The organism is Pseudomonadota bacterium, assembly GCA_011049115.1.
Lineage (GTDB): Bacteria > Desulfobacterota > Anaeroferrophillalia > Anaeroferrophillales > Tharpellaceae > DSCM01.
Map to the genome: position 1 here is coordinate 1 of DSCM01000109.1, position 22290 is coordinate 22290.

General features: G+C 57.2%; 14 protein-coding genes, 1 tRNA gene and 1 pseudogene. 12 read left to right on the forward strand and 4 right to left on the reverse strand.

What is annotated here, in order from left to right; translation table 11 throughout:
- Positions 1 to 349 precede the first annotated feature (349 nt).
- The 5 genes from dprA (at position 350) to ENN66_09750 (ending at position 5544) form a co-directional block, all read left to right on the forward strand.
- Entirely contained in the window at positions 350 to 1474 is a 1125-nt protein-coding gene (gene dprA, locus ENN66_09730) for a DNA-protecting protein DprA (protein ID HDS16864.1), read from the forward strand.
- A 40-nt stretch (positions 1475 to 1514) separates the two neighbouring features.
- On the forward strand, positions 1515 to 1997 hold the full coding sequence (locus tag ENN66_09735) for a DUF494 family protein (GenBank protein HDS16865.1): 483 nt from the start codon (positions 1515 to 1517) through the stop codon (positions 1995 to 1997).
- Positions 1997 to 4267, forward strand: a complete 2271-nt coding sequence (gene topA / locus ENN66_09740; protein HDS16866.1) for a type I DNA topoisomerase — start codon at positions 1997 to 1999, stop codon at positions 4265 to 4267. Before ENN66_09735 ends, topA begins: the two co-directional genes overlap by 1 nt.
- A 22-nt stretch (positions 4268 to 4289) precedes the next feature.
- Positions 4290 to 4366: transfer RNA gene (locus tag ENN66_09745), tRNA-Arg, on the forward strand.
- A gap of 425 nt (positions 4367 to 4791) precedes the next feature.
- A complete protein-coding gene (locus ENN66_09750) occupies positions 4792 to 5544 on the forward strand; it encodes a metallophosphoesterase (GenBank protein HDS16867.1) in 753 nt (250 codons plus the stop codon).
- A gap of 109 nt (positions 5545 to 5653) precedes the next feature.
- On the opposite strand, the gene ENN66_09755 is transcribed toward ENN66_09750, so the two are convergent.
- On the reverse strand, positions 5654 to 7579 hold the full coding sequence (locus ENN66_09755; GenBank protein HDS16868.1) for a sodium:proton antiporter: 1926 nt from the start codon (positions 7577 to 7579) through the stop codon (positions 5654 to 5656).
- 433 nt (positions 7580 to 8012) lie between these two features.
- Between ENN66_09755 and ENN66_09760 the strand changes: the two genes are divergently transcribed.
- Positions 8013 to 9932 carry a hypothetical protein gene (locus ENN66_09760; GenBank protein ID HDS16869.1) on the forward strand — a complete coding sequence of 640 codons (1920 nt, stop codon included), beginning with the start codon at positions 8013 to 8015 and terminating at the stop codon, positions 9930 to 9932.
- A 97-nt stretch (positions 9933 to 10029) separates the two neighbouring features.
- On the opposite strand, the gene ENN66_09765 is transcribed toward ENN66_09760, so the two are convergent.
- Positions 10030 to 12771 (reverse strand): cation-transporting P-type ATPase, encoded by a 2742-nt coding sequence (locus ENN66_09765; GenBank protein HDS16870.1) that lies wholly within the window; start codon positions 12769 to 12771, stop codon positions 10030 to 10032.
- Between the two features lie 529 nt (positions 12772 to 13300).
- Between ENN66_09765 and ENN66_09770 the strand changes: the two genes are divergently transcribed.
- From ENN66_09770 to ENN66_09785, 4 genes are all read left to right on the forward strand, one after another.
- Positions 13301 to 13720, forward strand: coding sequence for a PaaI family thioesterase (locus ENN66_09770; GenBank protein HDS16871.1), 420 nt, complete (start codon positions 13301 to 13303; stop codon positions 13718 to 13720).
- An 83-nt stretch (positions 13721 to 13803) separates the two neighbouring features.
- Complete coding sequence (locus ENN66_09775; protein HDS16872.1) at positions 13804 to 14004, forward strand: heavy-metal-associated domain-containing protein; 201 nt, start codon at positions 13804 to 13806, stop codon at positions 14002 to 14004.
- Positions 13979 to 15325: a heavy metal translocating P-type ATPase gene (locus ENN66_09780; protein HDS16873.1), complete on the forward strand. Its 1347-nt coding sequence runs from the start codon at positions 13979 to 13981 to the stop codon at positions 15323 to 15325. The genes ENN66_09775 and ENN66_09780 overlap by 26 nt, the downstream gene beginning before the upstream one ends.
- The gene (locus ENN66_09785; protein ID HDS16874.1) at positions 15316 to 15909 is read left to right on the forward strand and encodes an HAD family hydrolase; all 594 of its coding nucleotides are present in this window, start codon (positions 15316 to 15318) and stop codon (positions 15907 to 15909) included. Before ENN66_09780 ends, ENN66_09785 begins: the two co-directional genes overlap by 10 nt.
- Before the next feature lie 29 nt (positions 15910 to 15938).
- Here the strand turns inward: ENN66_09785 and ENN66_09790 are convergent, their stop codons facing one another.
- A complete protein-coding gene (locus tag ENN66_09790; protein HDS16875.1) occupies positions 15939 to 17903 on the reverse strand; it encodes a DUF3857 domain-containing protein in 1965 nt (654 codons plus the stop codon).
- 16 nt (positions 17904 to 17919) lie between these two features.
- Complete coding sequence (locus ENN66_09795; GenBank protein HDS16876.1) at positions 17920 to 19971, reverse strand: DUF3857 domain-containing protein; 2052 nt, start codon at positions 19969 to 19971, stop codon at positions 17920 to 17922.
- A 519-nt stretch (positions 19972 to 20490) separates the two neighbouring features.
- Here ENN66_09795 and ENN66_09800 point away from each other — a divergent pair.
- Positions 20491 to 21265 (forward strand): annotated as a pseudogene (locus ENN66_09800) (ABC transporter ATP-binding protein).
- Positions 21214 to 22290 (forward strand): ABC transporter permease (locus ENN66_09805; protein ID HDS16877.1); only part of this gene is annotated, 1077 nt, incomplete at its 3' end. The pseudogene ENN66_09800 and the gene ENN66_09805, both read left to right, overlap by 52 nt.

The following is a 22290-nucleotide window of genomic DNA, read 5'->3' on the forward strand; positions in this document are numbered from 1 at the left end:
ACATTAGCACAGGCAAAGGTTAAACACAAGTGGATTTTAGGATAGAGTCCTTAGCATGTAAAGCAATTCGCATTCCCGCAAATACGAAAAAAATCTGTAAGCGGAGAAATTATCCCGGATTTTTTCTTTTTTTTTAAGGTCCGATGCCCGGCTCATCGTGCCTACAGCCGGCGTTAAATGGCATTCTTTGTTCTCTCGGGACGGATCGAAAAGATGGTCCCGGTTGAAAATTCCCTTGACTAAGCCGGTTAATTTGTTTATTGCGGCGGTTTTGTTACCAGCCTCGTTCCTGGAAATCGAGATTTTCCCAGGGTTTTCCGCCACTCACTCAATCCACGGCAGGCCTGTGATGGTTCGACATGAATCTCTGGATTACTGGCTGGCGCTGACCCTGGTGCCCGGGCTTGGGGCTTTGGGCATCGCCCGGGCTTGGCGTGGCCTGGGTTCAGCCGCAGCGATCATCCAGGCGCCGGAATCCATCTTGCAGAACTATGGTATTCGTCCGGCGGCGGCCTGCGCAATGGCCTCTTTCAGCGATTGGCGGCGGGTGGCGGCGATCCGCAGCCAAGTCGCCGGCCTGGGTGGGGAGATTATCGCCCTGGACGATCCTCGCTATCCCGAACCCCTGGCCCGGATCGTCGATCCGCCTTCGGTTTTGTATCTTAAAGGTTCAGTCGCTTGTCTGTCTTTGCCGGGGATTGCCGTGGTCGGAGCCCGGCAGGCGTCGGCACTGGGGCGGCATTTCGCTTTTTCGTTAAGTTCCAGACTAGCTTCCCAGGGTTTGGCCGTAGTAAGTGGTTTGGCGCTGGGGGTGGACGGCGCTGCCCATGAAGGCAGTTTGCAGGGTGGAGGCCCCACCCTAGCCGTGCTGGGTACCGGGCTTGATCTGGTTTATCCGGCGGTGCATCGTCATTTAAGCGCCCGCATTACCGAAAATGGCGCCCTGCTGACCGAATTTCCTCCGGGGACCGTCCCCAACAAGGGCAATTTCCCGCGGCGTAACCGACTGGTCAGCGGACTGGCCTGCGGGGTCGTCGTGGTTGAAGCCGGTGAGCGTAGCGGCTCCCTGATTACGGCGCGGTTGGCGCTGGAGCAGGGTCGGGAGGTGTTCGCCGTACCCGGTCCGCCGGGGATGCCGGGCAGTCGGGGCGTGAATCGACTCTTAAAGGATGGGGCCCAGTTACTGGAGTCGGTTGATGATATCTTTGTTGCCCTGCCCTGGTTGCTTACTGCCCGCCAAAAGAACCATAGTTCAGGCCAGATGCGAGCCGGATCGTCGCGGCCGGTCTTGAACCGGGAACAGGCTTGTCTGGTCGCGGCCCTGGGGCAGGATGAAAGCACCTTCGACGAGCTCCTGGAAAAATTATCCTGGGAAACCGGGTTGTTGAGTCGATTGCTACTGGAGCTGGAGTTGTCCGGCATGTTGATTAAAGGCGCCGGCGGCAGCTTGCGCATTGCTCCTGAATATTTATAAAACCAAAGGGTCGCCTTTCGGTTTTTGGAGTTGTTTTCTGATGTATCAACGGGTTATGGCCATTATCGGGATCATTTCCGACTATCTGTCGGACGACGTCGATCTTTACGAACAGGAAAAGGAGATCGTTGATGATCTGGTTTCCTTGGGCTTTGATTTTCCTGAGATCGAAACGGCTTTCAGCTGGATCGCCAATCTTTCCCAGGGCAAGGGACTTAATCGTCAGCTGCTCAATCTCGAACCGGATACCGGATTCCAGAGATTTTTCACGGCCGAGGAATTGCGCTTTCTCAGTGTTCGGGCCCGGGCCTGGCTGTCGCGTCTGCGACAGATGGATGTGCTGACTCAGACCGCGATTGAAGATATTATCGACCAGGCCCTGTTTCTGGGCGGGTTTCGGGTTGGGCTTGAGGATATCAAGGTGATTGCCACCATGGTGGTTCTGATCGGGGCTCCGAATGGAGTCGAGCGTGACCGCTTTTTGAACTTTCTCGAAAATGATCAGGAGATTGTCTTTCACTGATGGGATCGCGTACGCTTCTGATTGTTGAATCGCCGACTAAGGCCAAGACCATCGGCAAATATCTGGGACCGGAGTATATCGTCAAAGCCTCGGTCGGACATGTTCGGGATCTGCCGGACAATAAGTTCGGTATCGAGATTGTGGGCGACCATTTTGAGCCGCATTATGAACCGCTGAAAGGAAAGGGTAAAATAATCGGGGAACTCAAGAAAGCGGCCCGTCGGGCGGACCGCATCCTGCTGGCTCCCGACCCCGATCGTGAAGGGGAGGCCATTGCCTGGCATATCGCTCATGAACTGGGGGCGGGCAAACCCATTCAGCGGGTGCTTTTTCACGAGGTGACCAAAACCGCGATTGAGAAAGCCCTGCAGGAGCCTCTTGAGATCAATGAAAACAAGGTGAATGCTCAACAATCGCGGCGCATCCTTGACCGAATCGTGGGTTATAAGATCAGTCCTTTGCTCTGGAAAACCGTGCGCCGGGGCTTAAGTGCCGGTCGCGTGCAGTCGGTGGCGGTGCGCCTGGTTTGCGAAAGAGAAACCGAAATCAAGGCTTTTGTTCCGGTTGAATACTGGAGCATCACCACTACCCTGGAAGGGGCGGAGCTACCTGTTTTCGCGGCCCGGCTTCATTCTGTCGACGGCGAAAAGGCCGAGGTCGGGGACCGGGAGACGGCGGAAAAATTCGTCGCCGATCTCGGTCGGGCTGATTTTCGGGTGGTCGCGATTGAGCAAAAAGAACGGCAGCGGAGGCCGACACCGCCCTTTATCACCAGTAAACTACAGCAGGAAGCCGCCCGCAAACTTGGTTTCAGCGCTAAAAAAACCATGTTGGTCGCGCAGCAGCTCTACGAGGGGATCGAGCTTGGGGCTTCGGGGCCGGTCGGTCTCATAACCTATATGCGCACCGATTCGGTCCGGGTCGCCGATGCTGCGGTTGCTGAATGTCGGGAAAGCATTGAGAAGCTTTTCGGCAAGGAATATCTACTGGCCAAGATTCAGATCTATAAGAATAAAAACGCCGCCCAGGATGCCCATGAAGCGATTCGGCCAACCTCGGTGAGCTATGTGCCGAAAGAGATAGAAGCTTATCTGGAGCGCGATCAGTTTCGTCTTTACAGTCTGATCTGGAAACGCTTTGTCGCCAGTCAGATGAGTCCGGCCCGTTATTACCAGACCACGGTCTCGATCGCGGCGGGAGAGCGCTATCAGCTGCGGGCCGTGGGCCGTCGCCAGCTTTTTGACGGTTTTCTGGCCGTGTATGAAGAGGGGCGCGATAACCCTTCCCCGGACGAGCATGACGCGGAAACGGAATTGCCGGCCCTGCATGAGGGTGAGTCTTTGCGCCGGCATGAAATTCTGCCTAAGCAGCATTTTACCCAGCCGCCCCCACGTTTTACGGAAAGTACCCTGGTTAAGGAACTGGAGGAAAAAGGGATTGGCAGACCTTCCACTTATGCCTCGATCATGTCGACGATTCAGGATCGGGGATATGTTGAGCTTGTTGAAAAACGTTTTTATCCGACGGCTCTCGGAGAGTTGGTCACCGACCTGCTGACCAGGAGCTTTCCGGAAATTCTCAATGTTTCATTCACCGCCGGCATGGAGGCTGATCTTGATCAGATTGAAGAGGGCGGGCGTGACTGGCAGTCCTTGCTGGCGGATTTTTATCGTCCCTTCGCGGCCCAGCTTAAAACCGCGCTGGTGACCATGCGTGACGCCAAGAAGGCGGGAGAGGAAGTTTCTGATCAGGTTTGTGAAAAATGTCAGGTGAAAATGGTGGTCAAATGGGGCCGCAATGGTCGTTTCCTGGCCTGTCCCAATTATCCGGAATGCAAGAATACCAAGGATCTGAGCGGAGGCGAGGGCGGCGAACTCGAGTCATCGGCCGATGTCGGCAGCTGTCCGACCTGCGGCGCGCCTTTAAAATTGCGCAGTGGCCGTTTCGGCCGTTTTATCTCCTGTTCGACCTATCCCGAATGTAAATATACCAGCTCGGTCGGGACAGGGGTTGCCTGCCCTCAGGAAGGTTGCGAGGGCGAGCTGGTGGAAAAGAAATCCCGCAAGGGTAAAATCTTCTATGCCTGTAACCGCTATCCTGAATGTAAATACGCCATCTGGGACAAGCCTTACCCGCTTTCCTGCCCCCGTTGCGACCATCCTTTTCTGGTCGAGAAAAAAAGCCGCGAGGGCGGCGATAAAGTCTTGCGCTGTCCGCGAAAAGGTTGTAATTACGAAACCAAAATTCCGGGGCTCGCGGAGCTGAAATAGACCGCTTTCGAAAATTTTTTACGCGCCAGTAGCTCAGCTGGATAGAGCAACGGACTTCTAATCCGTAGGCCGGGGGTTCGAATCCTCCCTGGCGCGCCAATAATGAAATAAAATAAAGCACTTAACGAGATTGTTCGTTAAGTGCTTTATTGCTTTTGAGCGGTGTCTGCTTGCATTTTGTTGCCTGGGGATAATTGTTTAGTGCAAGTACCGATTCAAGGAGTTTGGGGTTGTCAGCCAGTTTTTTTTCTGCTAAGGAGCGCGCGCCTGCAGGAAAGACTGTTTCAACCGGTTGATCATGGTAAATAGTGTTCCCCTTTTGCTCGGCTTTCCATTCTGCGGCGTTGTTAGTTCTCTGCTTTTGGAGTTATTCCTTAAAGTCTTTCCCGATCGAGAACTGATCGCCGTTTACTTCCAACCAGTTTTCGGGGAAGTCGATGGGAAGCGGAAGAAAATAACCTGCAGAGTTTTTTGGGGTTACGGGAAGGTTTTCGCCTTAGATCATTATTGCAAAAGGTTTATCCATGCGCATCAGGCTTTTAAGTGATTTACATCTGGAGTTTGCGCCGTTGTCTTTGTCGACGGCGGCGGCCGAGGTGGTGGTGCTGGCGGGAGATATCGCCCAGGATACCGCCGGGCTGGACTGGATCGAGGAAAATTGCGCCGGCTTGCCGGTGGTGTATGTGCCCGGTAATCATGAATTCTATGGTTCTGAGTATTTCGAGACTTTGGCGCGCTTGCGCCGAGGGTCAGCGTCAGCCGGAGTCCATTTTCTTGAGAATGAGGCGGTGGAAATCGACGGCTTGCGTTTTCTGGGCTGCACTTTATGGACGGATTTTAACCTTTATCGCGAAGCCTACTTTCATGCTAAGTGCGCCCACCGCGGCATCAGTGACTTTTCCTCGATCAGGGTGCGGGATGCAGCTTCCGAGCGCTTTCTCAGACCCAAAGACGTGCGCAATTTTTTTCAGCAGTCAAAGGACTGGCTGCGGGTGAACCTGGCGGCCGGTGATCCTGATAAGACTGCGGTGGTCACTCATAGCGCCCCGGCCTGGGGTTCGCTGGCCCGCTGTTACGCCGGGGATTCCCTGACCCCCTTTTTCATCGTCGACCTGGAAAGCATGATCAAACAGTATCAGCCTCGGCTCTGGCTGCACGGCCACACCCACAACTCCTTTGACTATAAACTCGGTCGCACCCGGATTGTCTGTAATCCCCGGGGCTATGCCGGCGAAAACCGGGGCGATTTCGACCCGAACAAAGTAGTGGAAATCTGATGGCGATGCCTTTTCGCCATCATCCTCAGGACGATGGTCCACCTCGAATTTCCTGCGGCTTGAATTTCCAGAACGGGAAAAACCGCAGCTCGACTAAGGCGGATTGATATCATTTCAATCTGGATTCAGTCTCTTCCAGCCTGCAGACCGAAGGGCTGAACGCTTTCCGGTCCGGCTGCCCGCGCACTTGTTGCCAGCCTTTTTCCTGTAAAACCCTGGCTGTCGTTTCGATGCCGGCTGTGTGAACAAACAGGTACACCTCGTCGTCTTTTTTAAAATCGGTTGCATTCGTCAGCGGTGCCAGCCTGTGATTTCTTCGCCAGGCGATTCCGAGACGTTCCTTTTCCGTTAAGTCGCTCGGCAGAAATTCCGGCTTGGGTTTTGCCGGGGGCAAATATCTCCAGAGCTGAAGATGAACCTGTTCGCTCTGGAAACGACGCTCCCAGAGTTCGATGTCGACCGGAGCTCCGAAGAGAAGCTCGGCCCCGGTCTTATGAAGCATTCCCGGGGTCAAGTTGGCGGGGTTATATTTCAAGCTTGTTCCCAGAAAGAGGCCCTTGGCTTGTTCTTGTACTTTCTGGATAAACAGATAATTGATTTCGTCATTGGCGGTCAGGGCCAGAGCCCCGCGGCGAGTGTCGATTTCGGCCCGCAGCAGGGTTCTGGTTTGCAGGCCGTTGCCATAGATAACCCGCGTGCAGTCGTTTTCCGCCGCCTGGCAATGATCAGCGTTGGCGTCTATGCAGACAACTTCCTGTCCATCCTCCTTGAGAATCTTAGCCAGGGCGCGCGCCAGAACGTTGGCTCCGAGAAACACCCAGCCCGCCTGGCTCGGGCGTCGCAACCCCAGGGCCTTTGCCATCAAACCGCCGCTCAGTCCCGCAAAAACGACGGTCACGGTGATGACCAGGAAAACCAGAGCCCGGAGTTCGTAGCCTCCGGACAACCCCATTTCGGTAAAGGTTGAGGCGAAGAAGGAGGCCACGGCGGCGGCCACGATTCCACGTGGGCCGATCCAGGCAATGAAAAGACGTTCTTTCAGGTTGAGATCGGAAAAACAGGTGCCGGCCGCAACCGCCGCCGGGCGGACCACGAACATTAAAATCAGAACCACTACGACCGCCGGCCGGCCCAGACTGATAACCTGAAGCAGGCGCACATCGGCGGCGAGCAGGACAAACAGCATGCCGATCAGTAAAATAGTTAATTCCTCTTTGAATTCAACCAGATCCCGTAAAGCATAAGCGCTGAAATTGCCGATGACGATACCGGCCATGGTGACCGCGGCGATGCCGCTTTCCGGAAGAATCAGGTTGCTGACCTGAAAGAGAGCCAGGATGGCGGCCAGTGTGAAGACGTTTTCCATGCCCTCGGGCAGCAGCTTTTTGTTCCGATACGAAGCCAGCAGAACGGCTCCGAAAATGCCGCCGCTCAGAATGCCGAAGCCGAGCCGGGACAGCACATGCCAGACCCAGAGCAGGGGAGCGCCGCCGGCGGGACTTAACGCGGCTTCCAGCGCCACCGTGGCCACGACCGCGCCGAGGGCGTCGATTAAAACGCCTTCGGCTTCCAGAACGGTGGCGACCGAACGTTTGACCTTCAGTCGTTTGAGCAGCGGATTGATGACGGTCGGGCCGGTTACCATGACCAGGGTGCCGAACAGAATCGCGTTTTTCCAGGGCCACCGCATGATGAAATGTGCCGCGGCGGCGGCTCCGATCACGGTCACGAAGCCGCCCACGAGAATCAGTTGACGGATGGAGTGCTGGGCCTTTTTCAGTTGCTTGAACTTGAGATTGATGCCGCCTTCGAAGAGAATGACGGCCACGGCGAATCCGGTCAGGAGGTTAAGGGCCGGTCCCAGGGCCTGTGGTCGAATGAGTCCCGCTCCATCCGGCCCGCAGATGACCCCGGTAGCCAGCAGCAGGACGATTCCGGGTACGCGCAGATGGTGGGCCAGAACCTGGGCGATCATGCCCGTGGCCAGAGCCAGGGCCAGGCTCAGTCCCGGATTGTTAAAGATAGACGTATCCATTATGATAGCGCGATTTTTTTATTTCCGGTTTGCAAAGCCGGCAGATGAATTGCCGGGCGTACTTGTTTGCGGGCGCCTAAAACAACCCTTGGGTTGCGGGGCTCGTAGTGGCTCTGAAGCATAATATTGTTTACTGAAAAGTCAAGCGCTCTTTTTGAGGGTGGCATCGTCTTGTCGCCGCGGCGGAAGGGGAAGCCCAAACCTCATGGGACAACTGGTGACAAACTCCTCGTTTTCCGCTATTTGTACGCTTGGTTGACTACAACCGGGATTTGGGGGGCTAAATGAGTTTTTCATTCAGAACTCATGTCTGTTTTTCCAGTGCTCCCCGCGAATTTGCTGATTGACTGGACAATTACAGGGTTTTTATGAAACTTATAGAGGGCAATCCCGATAATCTGTGCGCAAAGTGGATCAGAAGGAGTCTGAAATCATGAAAACCGGAGCCACAAAATGGATAATGTTTCTGGTAATATTGGGTTTTCTGGTCATTGCCGGCCCAGTTACCGCCAGCGGAATTCCAACCGTCATCAGCACCATCCCAGCCAACGGAGCCACTGATATCGCACGCGGCCTGACCATGGTGAGCTTTACCTTCAGCGAACCGATGTCTACCGGTTCCTGCGGCAGTACCTCATCCAACTGGGGGCGATCATCCTGCAGCTGGTCGCCAGACGGCACGATCCTGACTCTGAATCGTGATGCCGCCGACACGCTGTTGCCCGCCAAGACTACCGTCTCAATAACCCTGAACGGATATCAGAATCAAGAAGGAGATTATCTTGTTCCTTATACCCTGACCTTTACTACGGCCAGTGTTGATGAAAGAATCGAGGCCCATCCTGCGGCCGGTTTCTCCTGGCCCTATTTTCTCTACGTGCCGACAACTGTAGCTGAGCCTTCGGTGCTGCTGGTGGAACCCAATAACACCGGCGCCCCCAGCGATGACCCGGCAGTTCATGAAACGGCAGCCAGTAATCTACTCAACTTGCGTTCATGTTTCGCCGAGCGGCTCCAGGTACCGTTGCTGGTGCCCGCCTTTCCGCGGCCGTCCGGCAGCAACTGGCAAATCTACACTCACGCCCTTGATCGCGATTCCCTGACCACGACAGTCAGCGGCATTGAGCGTCTTGATCTTCAGTTAATTGCTATGATCAACGATGCCAGGCAACGCCTGGCCGGGCGGGGTATCACTCTGGAGCACCGGGTTTTCCTCAATGGCTATTCGGCTTCCGGGTCTTTCGTAAACCGCTTCGCCCTATTGCACCCGGAGATAATTAAAGCGGTGGCCAGCGGTTCGCCGGGCGGCTGGCCCACCGTTCCGGCGGCTTTCTGGGAGGGACAGGAGCTGATCTACCCGGTGGGAATCGCGGATCTGGAATCGTTGGTTGGTACGCCGTTCAATCTGACCGCCTTTCAGGCGATTCCGGCATTCATCTTTATCGGCGATGCCGATAATAACGACGCCGTGCCTTACGCAGACGGTTTCAGCGATGAAGAACGGCAGCTGGTCTACCGGTTGTTTGGCGCCCCGCCCGAGTACCCTTACGTCCGCTGGCCAAAGGCCGAAGCAATCTACAACCTGGAGACGGGCAACGGTCAGTTTTATATCTATCCCGATGTGGGGCATACTTACACCAGCTTGATATGGGAGGATTTGGAGCGCTTCTTCTCCCATTACCGAACCTCGACCTCTCCCTTGTCCCTCAAAGAAAAACCGCTACGCTACCATCTCTATTTTCCCCACATCGCCTGCGCCGGTACGTGGCAGACCGAAATCGGAATCACCAACAACCTCGAAGGTCTGGAGGTCAACGGGGAGTTGCGGGCATACAGCGCCGCAGGGGAGACCCTGGGAGGTCCCCGGGCGGTCACCATTCCCGCCGGGGGGCGACTGGAGGTGGGAATTGCTAACGTCTTTGTCGACGCCGACGAGATCGCCTACCTGGATTTTGCCGCTGATTCTTTCTATCTTTCCGGCTATACTAAGTTTTCACAGCCAGGCAACCGGGTGTCCATCGCCGCGACCACCGGCGGTTTCAGAGGTGTTTTTCTGAAAAAAGAACGACAGGGATGGACCGGTATCGCCTTCGTCAATCCCGGAGACAGAACGGCTACGGTCACCCTTAAAGCTCTCAGCGACAGCGGACAAACCATCGCCTGCCGCATCCTTGCCGTTCCCGCCGGGGCCAAGGTCGTCAACATCGCAGAAGACCTGTTCGATGATGACATCGGTAGCGCCACCTTTATTCGCTACCAGGCGGATAGTAAGTTGATCGGCTTTGTTCTGAACGGCTCCGCCGACAACCTGATGCTCGACGGCCTGCCGGCGGCGGCGGAATGGTTTAGATGACACGCATATTTTACAGCGGCAGGACTATCATTAAACAGACTGGACTTTCAGTCCGTTACCATTTCTTTTCGGTTTGAAAAAACAAGCCGCGTTTTTTTTACGGCTTGGCTTGCGGATGGGAGGCACGATTCCGGACACCATTTTTAGAAAGACGAATCCGCTTTTCCATCTCTATGACGGCAAAAAGTGCCGGGCCGATGGCAACTACCAGCAGCCCGTCCCGGAAAGGGATGGCTTCGGTGGCGAAAACAGTCTGCAGCGGCGGCAGATAGGTGATGGCGAACTGCGCCCCGGTAATGGCGATCACCACCATCCATAGTATTTTTGTTCCTCGCATCGCCTTGAACGTCAATGAGGCGCTGTCGATGTTCCGAATGAAGAACAGATAAAAAACCTCCATCACCACCAGCGTGTTCACCGCCATCGTGCGCGCCAGCTCTACGGAATAGCCGCGTTCTACGGCGTAGGCATAGATGCCGTAAACACCTCCTAAGAAAAGCAGGGATACAAAAACGATATGCCAGATCAGCTCACCGCTCAGCAGCGGCTCGTCCCGCGATCGCGGCTGGCGGCGCATCGTGTTCTCTTCGGTCGGCTCAAAGGCCAGTGCTATTCCCAGCGTGATGGCGGTGATGAGGTTGACCCAGAGGATTTGAACCGGTGTGACGGGCAGCGTCATGCCGAAAAAGAGCGCCACCATGATCGTCATGGCTTCACCGGCATTGGTGGGTAGCGTCCAGCTGATGACTTTCTTCAGGTTGTCATACACGGTTCGGCCTTCCCGTACGGCGGCAACGATGGAGGCGAAGTTGTCATCCGCGAGCACCAGTTCCGCCGCCTCCTTGGCGGCTTCGGAGCCTTTTAGTCCCATGGCGATGCCCGCGTCGGCCCGTTTCAGCGCGGGGGCATCATTGACCCCGTCGCCGGTCATCGCCACCGTCATATTGTATTCCTGCAACGCGGTGACCAGACGCAGCTTGTGTTCGGGGCTCGTGCGGGCGAAAATGTCGCACTCAAGAACGACCGCTTTCAAAGCGTGATCGTCCATGCCGTCCAGATCGGCTCCGGTGAGCACCGTTTCCGGGTTTCGCAGTCCGATCTGTCTGCCGATCGCAGCTGCGGTCATCGCATGATCGCCGGTAATCATCTTCACCCGGATACCTGCTTCATGGCATTCCGCCACGGCGGCGATCGCTTCGGGCCGCGGCGGATCGATCATGCCCACCAGGCCGAGCAGGGTGAGCGTGCCATCAACTTCCGTATGTTCAAGTACCGTGTGCTCGGGCTGCACCGCTCTTGCGGCCAGGGCCAGCACGCGCTGGCCCCGCGCGGCAACGGCTGCGGCTTGTTGCTCCCAATAACCGTGTTCCAGCGTTTCCTGCTTCCCGGTCGCTCCCAGCTGATCGCGGCACATGGAGAGGATGCGCTCCGGCGCCCCTTTGACAAAGACAAAGGCATGGTGTGCATGGTTATGATTCAACGTAGCCATGAAGCGGTGTCGCGAATCGAAGGGAATGACGTCGGTGCGTTGCCATGCCGCCTGTTCCTTGCGCACATCCACATCCATCTTTCCGGCGAACGCCAGCAGGGCGGCTTCCATCGGATCGCCCTCCGCATGCCACACGCCATCTCTCTCGTGCAGGGCTGCGTCATTGCAAAGCGCGGCGGCCCGGGCAAGGGTTTCGAGCACGGTATGTTCGGAGGGCGAAATTCTGGCATCGTCGAGCCTCAGCGCGCCTTTGGGCGTGTAGCCATCGCCATCGAGGGTAAAGAGGTGCTGCTGTGTCAGCACCGAAGCCACCATCATCTCGTTGCGTGTCAGGGTGCCGGTTTTGTCCGAACAGATCACGGAAACCGAACCCAGTGTTTCGATCGCGGGCAGCCGCCTTACAATCGCGTTTCGTTTCGCCATCATCTGTACGCCAACGGCAAGGGTAATGGTGAGCACGGCGGGCAGACCTTCGGGAATGGCGGCAACCGACAAGCCCACGACCGACATGAAGAGTTCCGCGAAATCGTGCTGCGCGACAAAATAACCGTAGCTCAGCAGCAGTGCCGCGACTAGCAAGATGAAGAGCGTCAGCCATCTGGCAAAGAGACTCATTTGCCTTACCAGAGGCGTAGTGAGGGTCTCGACCTCGGAAAGCAGGCTGCTGATCCGCCCGATTTCGGTCTTGCCGCCGGTAGCCACCGCCACCCCCTTGCCCTGGCCGGAAACCACCAGGGTGCCGGAATAGGCCATGCAGGAACGATCCCCCAGCGGCGCCTCTGCGGTGACCGGCTCTACCCGTTTTTCGACGGGTACGGACTCTCCGGTCAGAATTGCTTCCTGGACCGACATGCCGTGCGCGGCAAGCAGGCGCAGATCGGCGGGGACCTTGTCGCCCGCTTCGAGCAGCACGATATCGCCGGGGACCAGATGCTCGCCGTCAATGGTAAGACGCGCATTGTCACGAACGACATGGGCGCGGGGCGCGAGCATCTGGCGAATCGCATCCATCGCCTTCTCCGCCTTGCCCTCCTGAATAAAACCGATAATGGCGTTGACCACGACCACCGCGAGAATGACGCCCGTATCGATCCAGTGAGCCAGCAGCGCCGTAATCATCGCGGAACCCAGCAGTACATAGATGAGAATGTTGTGAAAATGGAGCAGCAAACGTAACAGCGGGCTGCGTTTTTTGGCTTCGGGCAGACGGTTGGGCCCGTATTGCGCAAGGCGCGCCCCGGCTTCGCGCTGATCAAGGCCGGCGGCAGAGCTATTCAGCTTGTCAAGCGTCGCTACGGCAGAGAAACTGTGCCAGATCATCCGCACACCATCGGTTTTTTCTGCTTGCATAAGAATGTTCCTGTTTATACAGCTGGACAATCTCGTTTTAAATGCGTTTTTCGTCTCGGCATCCCTCTTCTGCGGCCGCCGATTCTCATCTTCGGGCTCTTTCATTCAGACCCTCAGAGGCTCCATTCCGCCGCTCTTTGAACGCCACTTGCCCATTACGATGCCGCGATTTTTTTATTTCCGGTTTGCAAAGCCGGCAAATGAATTGCAGGGCGTACTTGTTTGCGGGGGCGTAAAACAACCCTTGGATTGCGGGACCCGCAGCTGCATTGAAGCATAATATTGTTTATTGAAAAGTCAAGCGCTCTTTTTGAGGGTGGCATCGTCTTGTCGCCGGGGCGGAAGGGGAAACCCAAACCTCAGGGGACAACTAGTGACAGCTCCCTCGTTTTCTGCTATGTGAAACGGGTGCCTTTCGACAGGCTGAATTTTTTCCGGTTTCACACTGTAAAGGCGAGGCGCGTAAATTCTGTCGGCCCAAAAGTGTCGCAGAACATGATTGGGGAAAGTTGAAGAAAGGAGTTTGTCTATGGACATCGCCAGAGCCCGGTTCTTACGGGATGATTTTGCGCAAGGTTTTCCGGCTTACTGCGGGTTTACGGCAACCCGGGTCGAAGAGGGGATTTTTGACAGCCGTCTGCTGGTCAGACCCGAGCATCAGCAACAGGATGGTTTTGTCCATGCCGGAGTGCTCGCCACCATGGCCGATCATACGGCCGGCTACAGTGCCTTCACCCTGGTGGAGGGGGGAAAAAGGATTCTGACGATTGAATTCAAGATTAATTTTTTCAAGCCGGCCCTTGGTTGCCTGGTCAACTGTCGGGCCCGGGTGATCAACCCCGGTCGTCAGGTGATGGTTGCCGAAGCCGAGGTCTTTTCCGCGGATGCTGCGGGCCGGGAAAAACTGGTCGCCAAGGCCACGGTTACCCTGATGGCGGTCATTCTGTGATGGGTTTCCGGCGCTTGCGGGGTTGACGTTGCCTGATACGGGTTAGGTCAGAGTTTTCCCGGGATTTTTAAGGAGGAGAGGTGATGAAAAGGACCATCTTGGTCAAGGGCATGTCCTGCCGGCATTGTGTTAAAGCGGTGACTGAAATTTTGTCGGCGTTTGCCGGGGTCGCAGAGATCGAGGTTGATCTGAAGACGGGAGCGGTGAGCTTTACGGCCGCTGCGGAGATTGATCTGGAAGCCCTATCCCAAAATCTTGATGAGGCCGGCTATGAGCTTGCCTGAAAATATCGGCATCGGCGGCATGTCCTGTGCCACCTGTGTCCGTCGGGTCGAAAAAACTCTGGCCCGGCTTGAGGGGGTTGCCGAAGCCCGGGTTAACCTGGCGGCCGGGCGCGCGCTGTTGCTGCCGGAAAAAGACCGGGCTATAGATCTGGCTTTGGTCGAGGCGGCGGTGAGCGCGGCCGGTTTTGTCTTTCAGGGTCGGGTTTCCAGTCGCTTGATCAGCCGGCAGGAAGATGAAGCTCAACGCCGGGAAAGGTTTCTGACCGTCAAGGTTGCTCTCGGGATGGTTTTAAGCCTGTTGATCATGGCTTTTAGTATGCCGGAGAGCTTTCCGGTTCTGGAGGGTTTGCCCACCCTATGGCTGTCCCGGCTGGCTTGGATTCTGACCAGTCTGGTGCTTTTCGGGGTCGGTAGTAATTTTTTTCAAGCCGCCTATGCCGCCTTGCGCCAGGGGGCGGCCGACATGAATACCCTGGTGATTCTGGGAGCGCTGTCGGCTTACGTTTATTCCGTCCTGATCTATCTGCGGCCCTCGTTTCTGAAGCTGGACCCGGCTGCGGCTCATCTTTATTTTGACGGCGCCGCCATGATTGTCACCCTGGTGCTGCTCGGGCGTCTGCTGGAGTTCAAGGCCCGGCGTCGGGCCTCGCAGGCGATTCGCAAGCTCTATGCCCTGCAGCCGCCCCGGGCTCGGGTGGTGCGCGGGGATGGTTTCCTGGAGTTGCCGATCGAGGATCTACGCCCCGGAGATCTGATTCAGATGCGCCCGGGTGAACGTCTGCCGGTCGATGGCCGCCTGCGCGGCGGTTCCTCCAGCGTGGATGAGTCGATGCTGACCGGCGAGAGCCGGCCGCAGCGCAAGGCGGAGGGTGATGAGGTTTTCGCCGGCACCCTGAACCAGCTCGGCAGTTTTGTTTTTGAGGTTACCAGAATCGGCGATGAGACCACCCTGGGGCAGATTATTCAGTTGGTTGATGAGGCGCAGAGCAGCAAGGCTCCGATTCAGCGTTTCGCCGACCGGGTGGCCGCGATTTTCGTCCCCGTGGTTCTGGGGCTGGCGGGACTGACCTTTCTGGTCTGGTTCTTTCTGGTTCCCGCCGCGACTTTCAATCAGGCTCTGCTCCATGCGATTTCGGTTCTGATCATTGCCTGCCCCTGCGCCATGGGACTGGCGACGCCGACGGCGATCATGGTCGGCACCGGGATTGGAGCCCGGCATGGAATTATCCTCAAGGGGGGAGAGGTTCTGGAGCGGGTCCAACGTCTTTCCACGGTGGTTTTCGACAAAACCGGCACCCTGACAGCGGGGTCCTGCGTTTGACCCATAACGAGCCTCGGCCCGGCTGGAGTGAGGAAGAACTCCTGCGGCTGGCTTTCAGTCTGGAGAATCTGTCGGAGCATCCCTTGGCGGCGGCGGTGGTCGGCGCCGCCCGTGAACGGCGCTTGGCGCCCGACGAGATTACCGCCTTTACCGTTTTTTCGGGGCTTGGAGTCAGGGGCGTATGCAATGGCAAGGTGGTCCGGCTGGGCAGCGCGAGATTTTTCGCCGAGCAGGGCCTGAAGCTGGAGCCGGATGTGACGGAGCGGCTCGCAACCCTGGCCGCGGGCGGGGTAAGCGCGATGCTGCTGGCTCAGGAAGAACAGGTGGTGGGCCTGCTCGGACTCGCCGATGAATTACGGGCCAGCGCTCCGGCGGCCCTGGTCGAGTTGCGGCAAATGGGTATCAGGCTGGTTCTTTTAAGCGGCGATCGGCGGGAAACCGTGGCGGCAGTAACCCGCAACCTTGATTTTGACCTGATCGAGGCCGAACTCCTGCCTGCCGATAAAACCGCCGTCATGGCTTTGAGCTCGGTTTCCGTGGTTTCCAATGCTCTGCGTCTTAAGCGGCTGCGGCTGAACGATTAATTTTTTCCGGTTTAGTGCGGCCGCCGGACTTATCTGCCGCTTGGGCTCAGGATCAGGCGCAGGGCCTCGGGGCGCTGAAATGCGCGAAGGCGGGAGAGAAACCTTTCGTAATTGGGGTCGGATGGGGAGAGCAGACCGCGTTGTAATTCAAGCTTGCGGTTCAGGGTGAAACGCCGGTGTTGCGGGTCGTAGCGGCTTTCGCAGACCCAGTTCAAGCCCGGCAGACGGCCGGAACCTGAAGCCGGGGCCGTGGTTACCTGAAGGCCGGGCGGCAGGGTCAGGTTCAGACAATCGTGAAATTCGGCATTGTGTCTGAGGGCCAGCGGCTGCCGGCGGTCAAGCAGCAGGCTTGTGTAGGCCTCCGGTAGCTCGGGTGGATTCAGATAAATAAAGTTTTGTTGCGGCCGGCCGGGAAGCGGGGCCGCGAATTGATCCAGGTTGATGGCGCATCTGAAAACCAGATCGTGGTCTGCCGCCGTTTCTTCCAGCCCGCTGATGGTGAGCGGGCTTACAGCCCGGGCTTCCGGGTTGATCAGGTGCAGCAACTCCCGTAAGGCGATTTCCTGCTCGCGGGGGGCCAGATCGCGCCATTGTTCACGCCATGGAGTCGCCGCCGCACCTTGCAGGCGCAGTTGCAGAGAACCGCTGATGCGAGGGAAATTTTCCAGCGTCAGCTCCAGCTCCCGGAAGGTGGTCGCGGTTTTATTATCCTTAATCCGCACGAACTCGCCGCCGGCGGGGTCCAGGGCCCATTCCTGATCGAAACCGCTGTCGCCCGGGGCCGGCCGCGCCGGGTGAAAAAGGAAAAACTCGCCTTCGCATTCGACCAGGGCCGTATTCCACCAGCCGGGATAGGGCAGGTTTCGATCTTGGGTAAAAAAGCGATGTTCGCGATTGATTAACAGCAAGCGGCTCTCGATTTTTCGGGCCCGCAGTTCCCGGACCAGGCAGCAGGCCAGATCGCAATTGGTTCCATAACCCAATAGCCGGGTTCTGGCCGGGTCCTGAAGCGTAAAGTCGGTTTCAAGCAGGGAAATGTCATAACAGGTAAGCGCATTCAACTGCCTGTAGAGTTGCCGGCAGAGCGCCGTCGGCGCGGGGTTTTCCGGTCTCGTCGGCAGCGGGGGCTCGGGAGCGGTCGGCGTGGCGATTCTTGCCGTCAAAGCCGGCTGAAACAGTTTCTGAAAGTGGTTGCCGACCTCGGCCCAGCTTGAACAGTCGGCAACCAGCAGACTGTGGCCGGTTTCCGCCGCGCTCGGCGCCCATGGCTCTCGAGGGCAGGCGGCCAGCCTTTCCCCGTACCAGCGGTAGCGGACCTGTCCTGAGGGAAGGGCTTCGCGGCTGAAAGCAAGCGTGACGCGGCCGGGACTGAGATAGTGCAGGATTTTGTCAGCCGGACAGTCGATAATCACCTCCTTGCGGACAATCGGATCGAAAAGCGCGAAACTCTCTTCGCACCAGAAACCCAGAGGCGGGTTTGCGCAGGTGAGCTCGATTTCGATTTCGATCTCGCAGCCCGGCGCCACCGCCGGCAGGCTGACCACCAGCTGGCGGCTTTGGGAATACAGGGAAGCCTCATGGTTCCAGGGGGCCGGAATATCGTGAATTTCCTCCGGTCTGACCTCAATGATCCGCTGGTCGGTGGTTATGGTGCGGGCCCCGAGCAGCCTGGCGTTTTCGCGGGAGCGATTGTAGCTATACTTGAAATCGGCGTGGTCTTTGGTGCCCTTGTAGCTCAGAATCCGGCGTCGGATCTGCAATCTGAGGCTTTGCGAAGCGTCAGCGGCCACCTGGTAATGTTTTTTTATGAGCAGATTCAGCGCGTCGGCGTCGGCGAAGTCCGCCAGGCCCGGCGCCGGATTTTCCCCTTGTCCGCCGGCCGGGACGGCGGTTGCCGGCGTCAGGGCCCGGGCGGAAGGCAGACTCGGGGTGAAAAACAGAAAGATCAAACTGAAAAAAAGATATCCGGGGTGGAAAAACCTTGGTCTGAACATGATTTGCAGATCTCTTTCAGGGTTTGCCGAGATCGATCGGAGTCAGCGACAGCTTGCGGTTGTGATTTTGAAAAGCGGTCAGCAGAGGGTAGGCCGCGGGCTCGATTTCGGTTTTTTTAAAGGCGAAAACCCGGCGCCAGCTGATTTTGCCGGGCTGGCTTTCCCGGCCTTCCAGGGAAAAATAAAGCGCCTGATTATCGATGATTTGCGTTGGCGGGAGAACTGTTTCCCCGCGGCTGCCGGCTGGGAGCGTCAGCTCTTCCTCAAGAATGGTGGTCAGGGTGTAACCCAGTTTCAGGGGATAGCGGCGTTCGCTCAGGTTGACCCGGCGCCAGAGCCGGCGTTCAAGAAAACCCGGATTTTCCATCAGCACCAGAGGGGTGACCTGGTTTTCGGTTGCGGCTTCGGCGAGACTGAAATTACCAGAGAAGGTGAAATCCCGGCTCTGATCGCCCGGATCGGACCATTGCAGATCCCGCAGTTCCAGGCCGCTGTACTGGCTCAAAAAAAAACCTTTGAGAAAGTCTTCCTGCTCTTGTCGGCCGCAGTTCATCATGATTGAACGCAGCATGCTGTCGTTGAAGCCGCCGGCGCTGACCGTGACTTTGCCGCTGAGCCGCCGGTCCGCGTCGAGTTGATCCACGATTCTGATGACAAAGCGATTCTCGTCGGGATCCGGCGGCGGGGTTTCGCTGAGTCCGTCGCCGTCGCGCCGGGCGATCAGATAGGAGCATTCCCTTTCATAATCAGGTAAAAACTGACGACTGGTTTCCGAGGTCGGATCGAGCAGGATTGGGGTTTTCCCGTTTTCGTCGAAAAGCGCGACGATGGCGTGATTGAAATACGGCAGCGGGATTTCCGTGTCCAGTCGGTCGCCCAGGCGAATCAGCACCGGGTCCGCGGCAAAACCGGCGGAGCGGAGCATGCTGACCAGCAGGGCGGCCTTGTCGCGACAGACCCCGTGCCGGCGAGAAAAGGTCAGGTTGACATCGTGAGGTTCAAATCCGGGGCGCTCGGTTTCGCCGCCGACTCCCAGATAACGAATCTGGCGGGCGACAAAATAAAAGAGGGCGGCAACCTGCGCTTCGCGGCTTTGCCCTTGGGTCAGTTCGGCGACCATCTTCTTGAGCTCGCCCTGGGCTTCCAGGCGCGGGCTCACCAGGTCGGCGTACCACTGCGCGATCTGCGTCCAGTCTTTGATGGTTGAAAAAAGCAGGCGCATGGCGACCCGGCGAAACGAAGGCATCTGGGGTTCCGGAAAGATTCGGGGCACGTCGGTAAAATGCCAGGCGTGGATGGTTTGGGGCCGGGTTCCGGGCAGTTGGGTTTGCCGGAAGCTGACACAGCCCTCGACTTCATCCTTGATCAGCCAGTGCAATGTAGTTTCCGCCGGCGTGGTGACGGTCAGGTGATAGGATCTGATCGGAATGTCGTACTGACCGAGAATCAAGCCGTAGATCTGCTGCTCGATAATCGGTTTGAACTGCCGGCGGCGCAGGCGATAATGAATCGTATCTCCGATTTTCAGTCCCGGGATGAACAGTTTCAGGGTTTTCTGCAGGGGGTTGTAGATGTTGGCGCGGCTGTTGACGACGGCCGCCTCCTCACGGCTGTGGGCGGCAATCTCGATCGTTTGCCGGCGATTGCCGGAGAGCACTTCGCAGAGTTCGATTTCAAGGTCGCCATAGGCCCGGTTGATATGAAAACTCAAGACCTCGTGGTTGCGTTTGCCTTCTTCGTCCAGTATGGTAAGATAGACCTCGTCCGAGCCGAGGCTGGAGCCGTCGGCGAAGAACTCAAGGTGTTCGATTTCCTCGGCCAGGACGGCATGGTCATGGGGATAGGCGGCGTTGGTAACGGCATTGAGAAGTTTCGCCGGCTCATGAGTCGGGAAGGTTTTTTCGCAAGGCGGGTCAAGTTCCTGCGCCGGAATGAAGTTCGGTGCGAAAAGACCTCCCATTACCATGATCAGCACGGTAAACGTGGTCATCAATTGGATTCTTTGCATGGCTTCTCTTTTGGTAACGGGTTTTTCTGCGGTGGCCGCGATGGCGGCTTGCGGAGCCATTTATAAAAGTCTGTTGTGGAATCCTCTGGGGACATGACCTGATTTCCGCAGGAAATCGGGATCGTGTACCCAGAAGATCCTGAAGGACTGAATAGTTAGCATAAAAGTGTGTTTTGGGGGAAGGTAAATTTTGCAGAGAATTCCTCGGCGGCAGGTTTTATGGGCCGGCGGCGGTCAGTCTGGGCTTCTGCAACCCTTGCGGCGGCTGGGGTTGGGGAGCGTATTCAGGGGTCGACCCCTGAGTTGGTCGCCGTTGTCCAGAATCTGGGGCTTGGCCGTGTAGCTTCTCTTAATCATTGCTTTTTCCGAGTTTTCCGGAAGCTTGTCCACAGGCTTTCCACAGCGAGTGTGAATAAGCCGGAAAAACTCATTTATCTTTAATAGATAGCTGACTTTTTGTGTAACCGATTGAATTTGCTGGAGTTGTTTGCGGGGTGCGAGCGGGGCGGGTTAAGATTTACTTAATAAATCTTAGTGATAACAATCGATTAAGCCTGATTGGACGAAAGTTGTTCACAGATGAAAACGGCAACGGCTTCGGAAATGATTTTCAGCCTGGCGGGAGTGAGGAAAAGCTATTGTCTGGGTGATGTCACGGTTACCGCCCTGGACCAGATTGATTTGGAATTTTATGCCGGTGAGCTCGTAGTGCTGCTGGGTCCGTCGGGCAGCGGGAAGTCGACTCTGCTTAACCTTCTCGGCGGGCTTGACCGGCCCGGCAGCGGTCGTTTTTTTTTATCGTGGCCGGGATTTGTCGCTGGCCTCGGATCGGGAACTGAGCGATTATCGTCGTTTTCATGTCGGTTTCGTTTTTCAGTTCTATAATCTGATTCCGAGCCTGACGGCTCGGGAAAATGTGGCGGTCGTCACCGAGATCACTCCACGTCCGATGACGCCGGAAACCGCGTTGGCGCTGGTTGGTCTGCAGGCGCGCATGGATCATTTTCCGGCCCAGCTTTCCGGTGGTGAACAGCAGCGGGTGGCGATCGCCCGGGCGATCGCCAAAAATCCGGCGGTGCTGCTTTGTGACGAGCCCACCGGTGCCCTCGATTCGAAAACCGGGGGCGTGGTTCTGGAGGTGTTGGAGCGGCCGAACCGGGAACTGGGCGCGACCACGATTCTGATTACCCACAACGCCGCGATCGCGGGGCTGGCCGATCGGGTTGTGCGTCTGGCCGACGGTCGGATCGCCGGGATTGAAAAACATGCTCAGCGGCGGCCGCGGACCGGGATGATGAAGCCGTGGTTTGCGAGGCCTTTGCCCGGGCGCATGAACTTAAGCTGGGCGATCTGATCGGCGCTACGGTCAATGGCCGTCATCGTTCTCTGCGCGTGGTCGGCATCGCCCTTTCCCCCGAGTTTATCTACCAGCTGGACCCCAGTTCTCTGTTTCCTGATTACCAGCGTTTCGGCATTCTCTGGCTCGGGCATCAGGCTCTGGCCAACGCCTTTGACATGAATGGCGCTTTCAATGACCTGCTGGTCAGGCTCGCGCCGAAGGCCCGGCCCGCTGAGGTCATGACCCGGTTGGACCGCTTGTTTTCGCCCTACGGTGGGCTTGGTGCCTATGGCCGCGAGGAACAGCTCTCCAACCGTTATCTGATGGAAGAAATGCGCCAGCTCAAACAGATGGCGACGATTTATCCGTTGGTTTTCCTGGCGGTCGCGGCCTTTTTGCTCCAGATCGCGATGGATCGTCTGTTTGCGGCCGAACGCGAGGAAATCGGAATTCTCAAGGCCTTCGGCTATGACCATGCGACGATCACCGGACATTACCTGAAACTGGTCGCCATGATTGTCGGGGCCGGCCTCGTTCTCGGCCTGCCGACAGGTTTCTGGCTGGGACGCAGTTTGAGCCGGGTTTACCTGGCCTACTACCACTTTCCTTTTCTTTTGTTTACCTTTGATCCGAAGCTGGTCCTTTTCGCCGTCGGCGGCAGTCTGTTGATCGCCATAAGCGGCGCCGGCGGCGCCCTGGTTAGGGTTTTCAGGCTGGCGCCGGCGGTGGCCATGCGCCCGGCTCCGCCGCCGGTCTACCGGCAGCGCCGGATTTGTCCGCGACTCTGGAACCGATTTTCTCAGCCGACCCGAATGATTTTGCGCCATCTTGGCCGCTATCCCGGCAAAGCCTTGTTCTCCGTGCTGGGTATCGCCGCCGCCTGCGCCGTTTTGCTGGTCGGCAGCGTTTTCAAGGACGCCGTGGATTACCTGGTCAAGGTTCATTTCGGGCTGGCGCAGCAAGATGATTTGACGGTTAATTTCACCGAACCGACGTCTTATTGCGCGTCTCTGGCCTTGCGGCGGCGGCCCAGCTGGCCT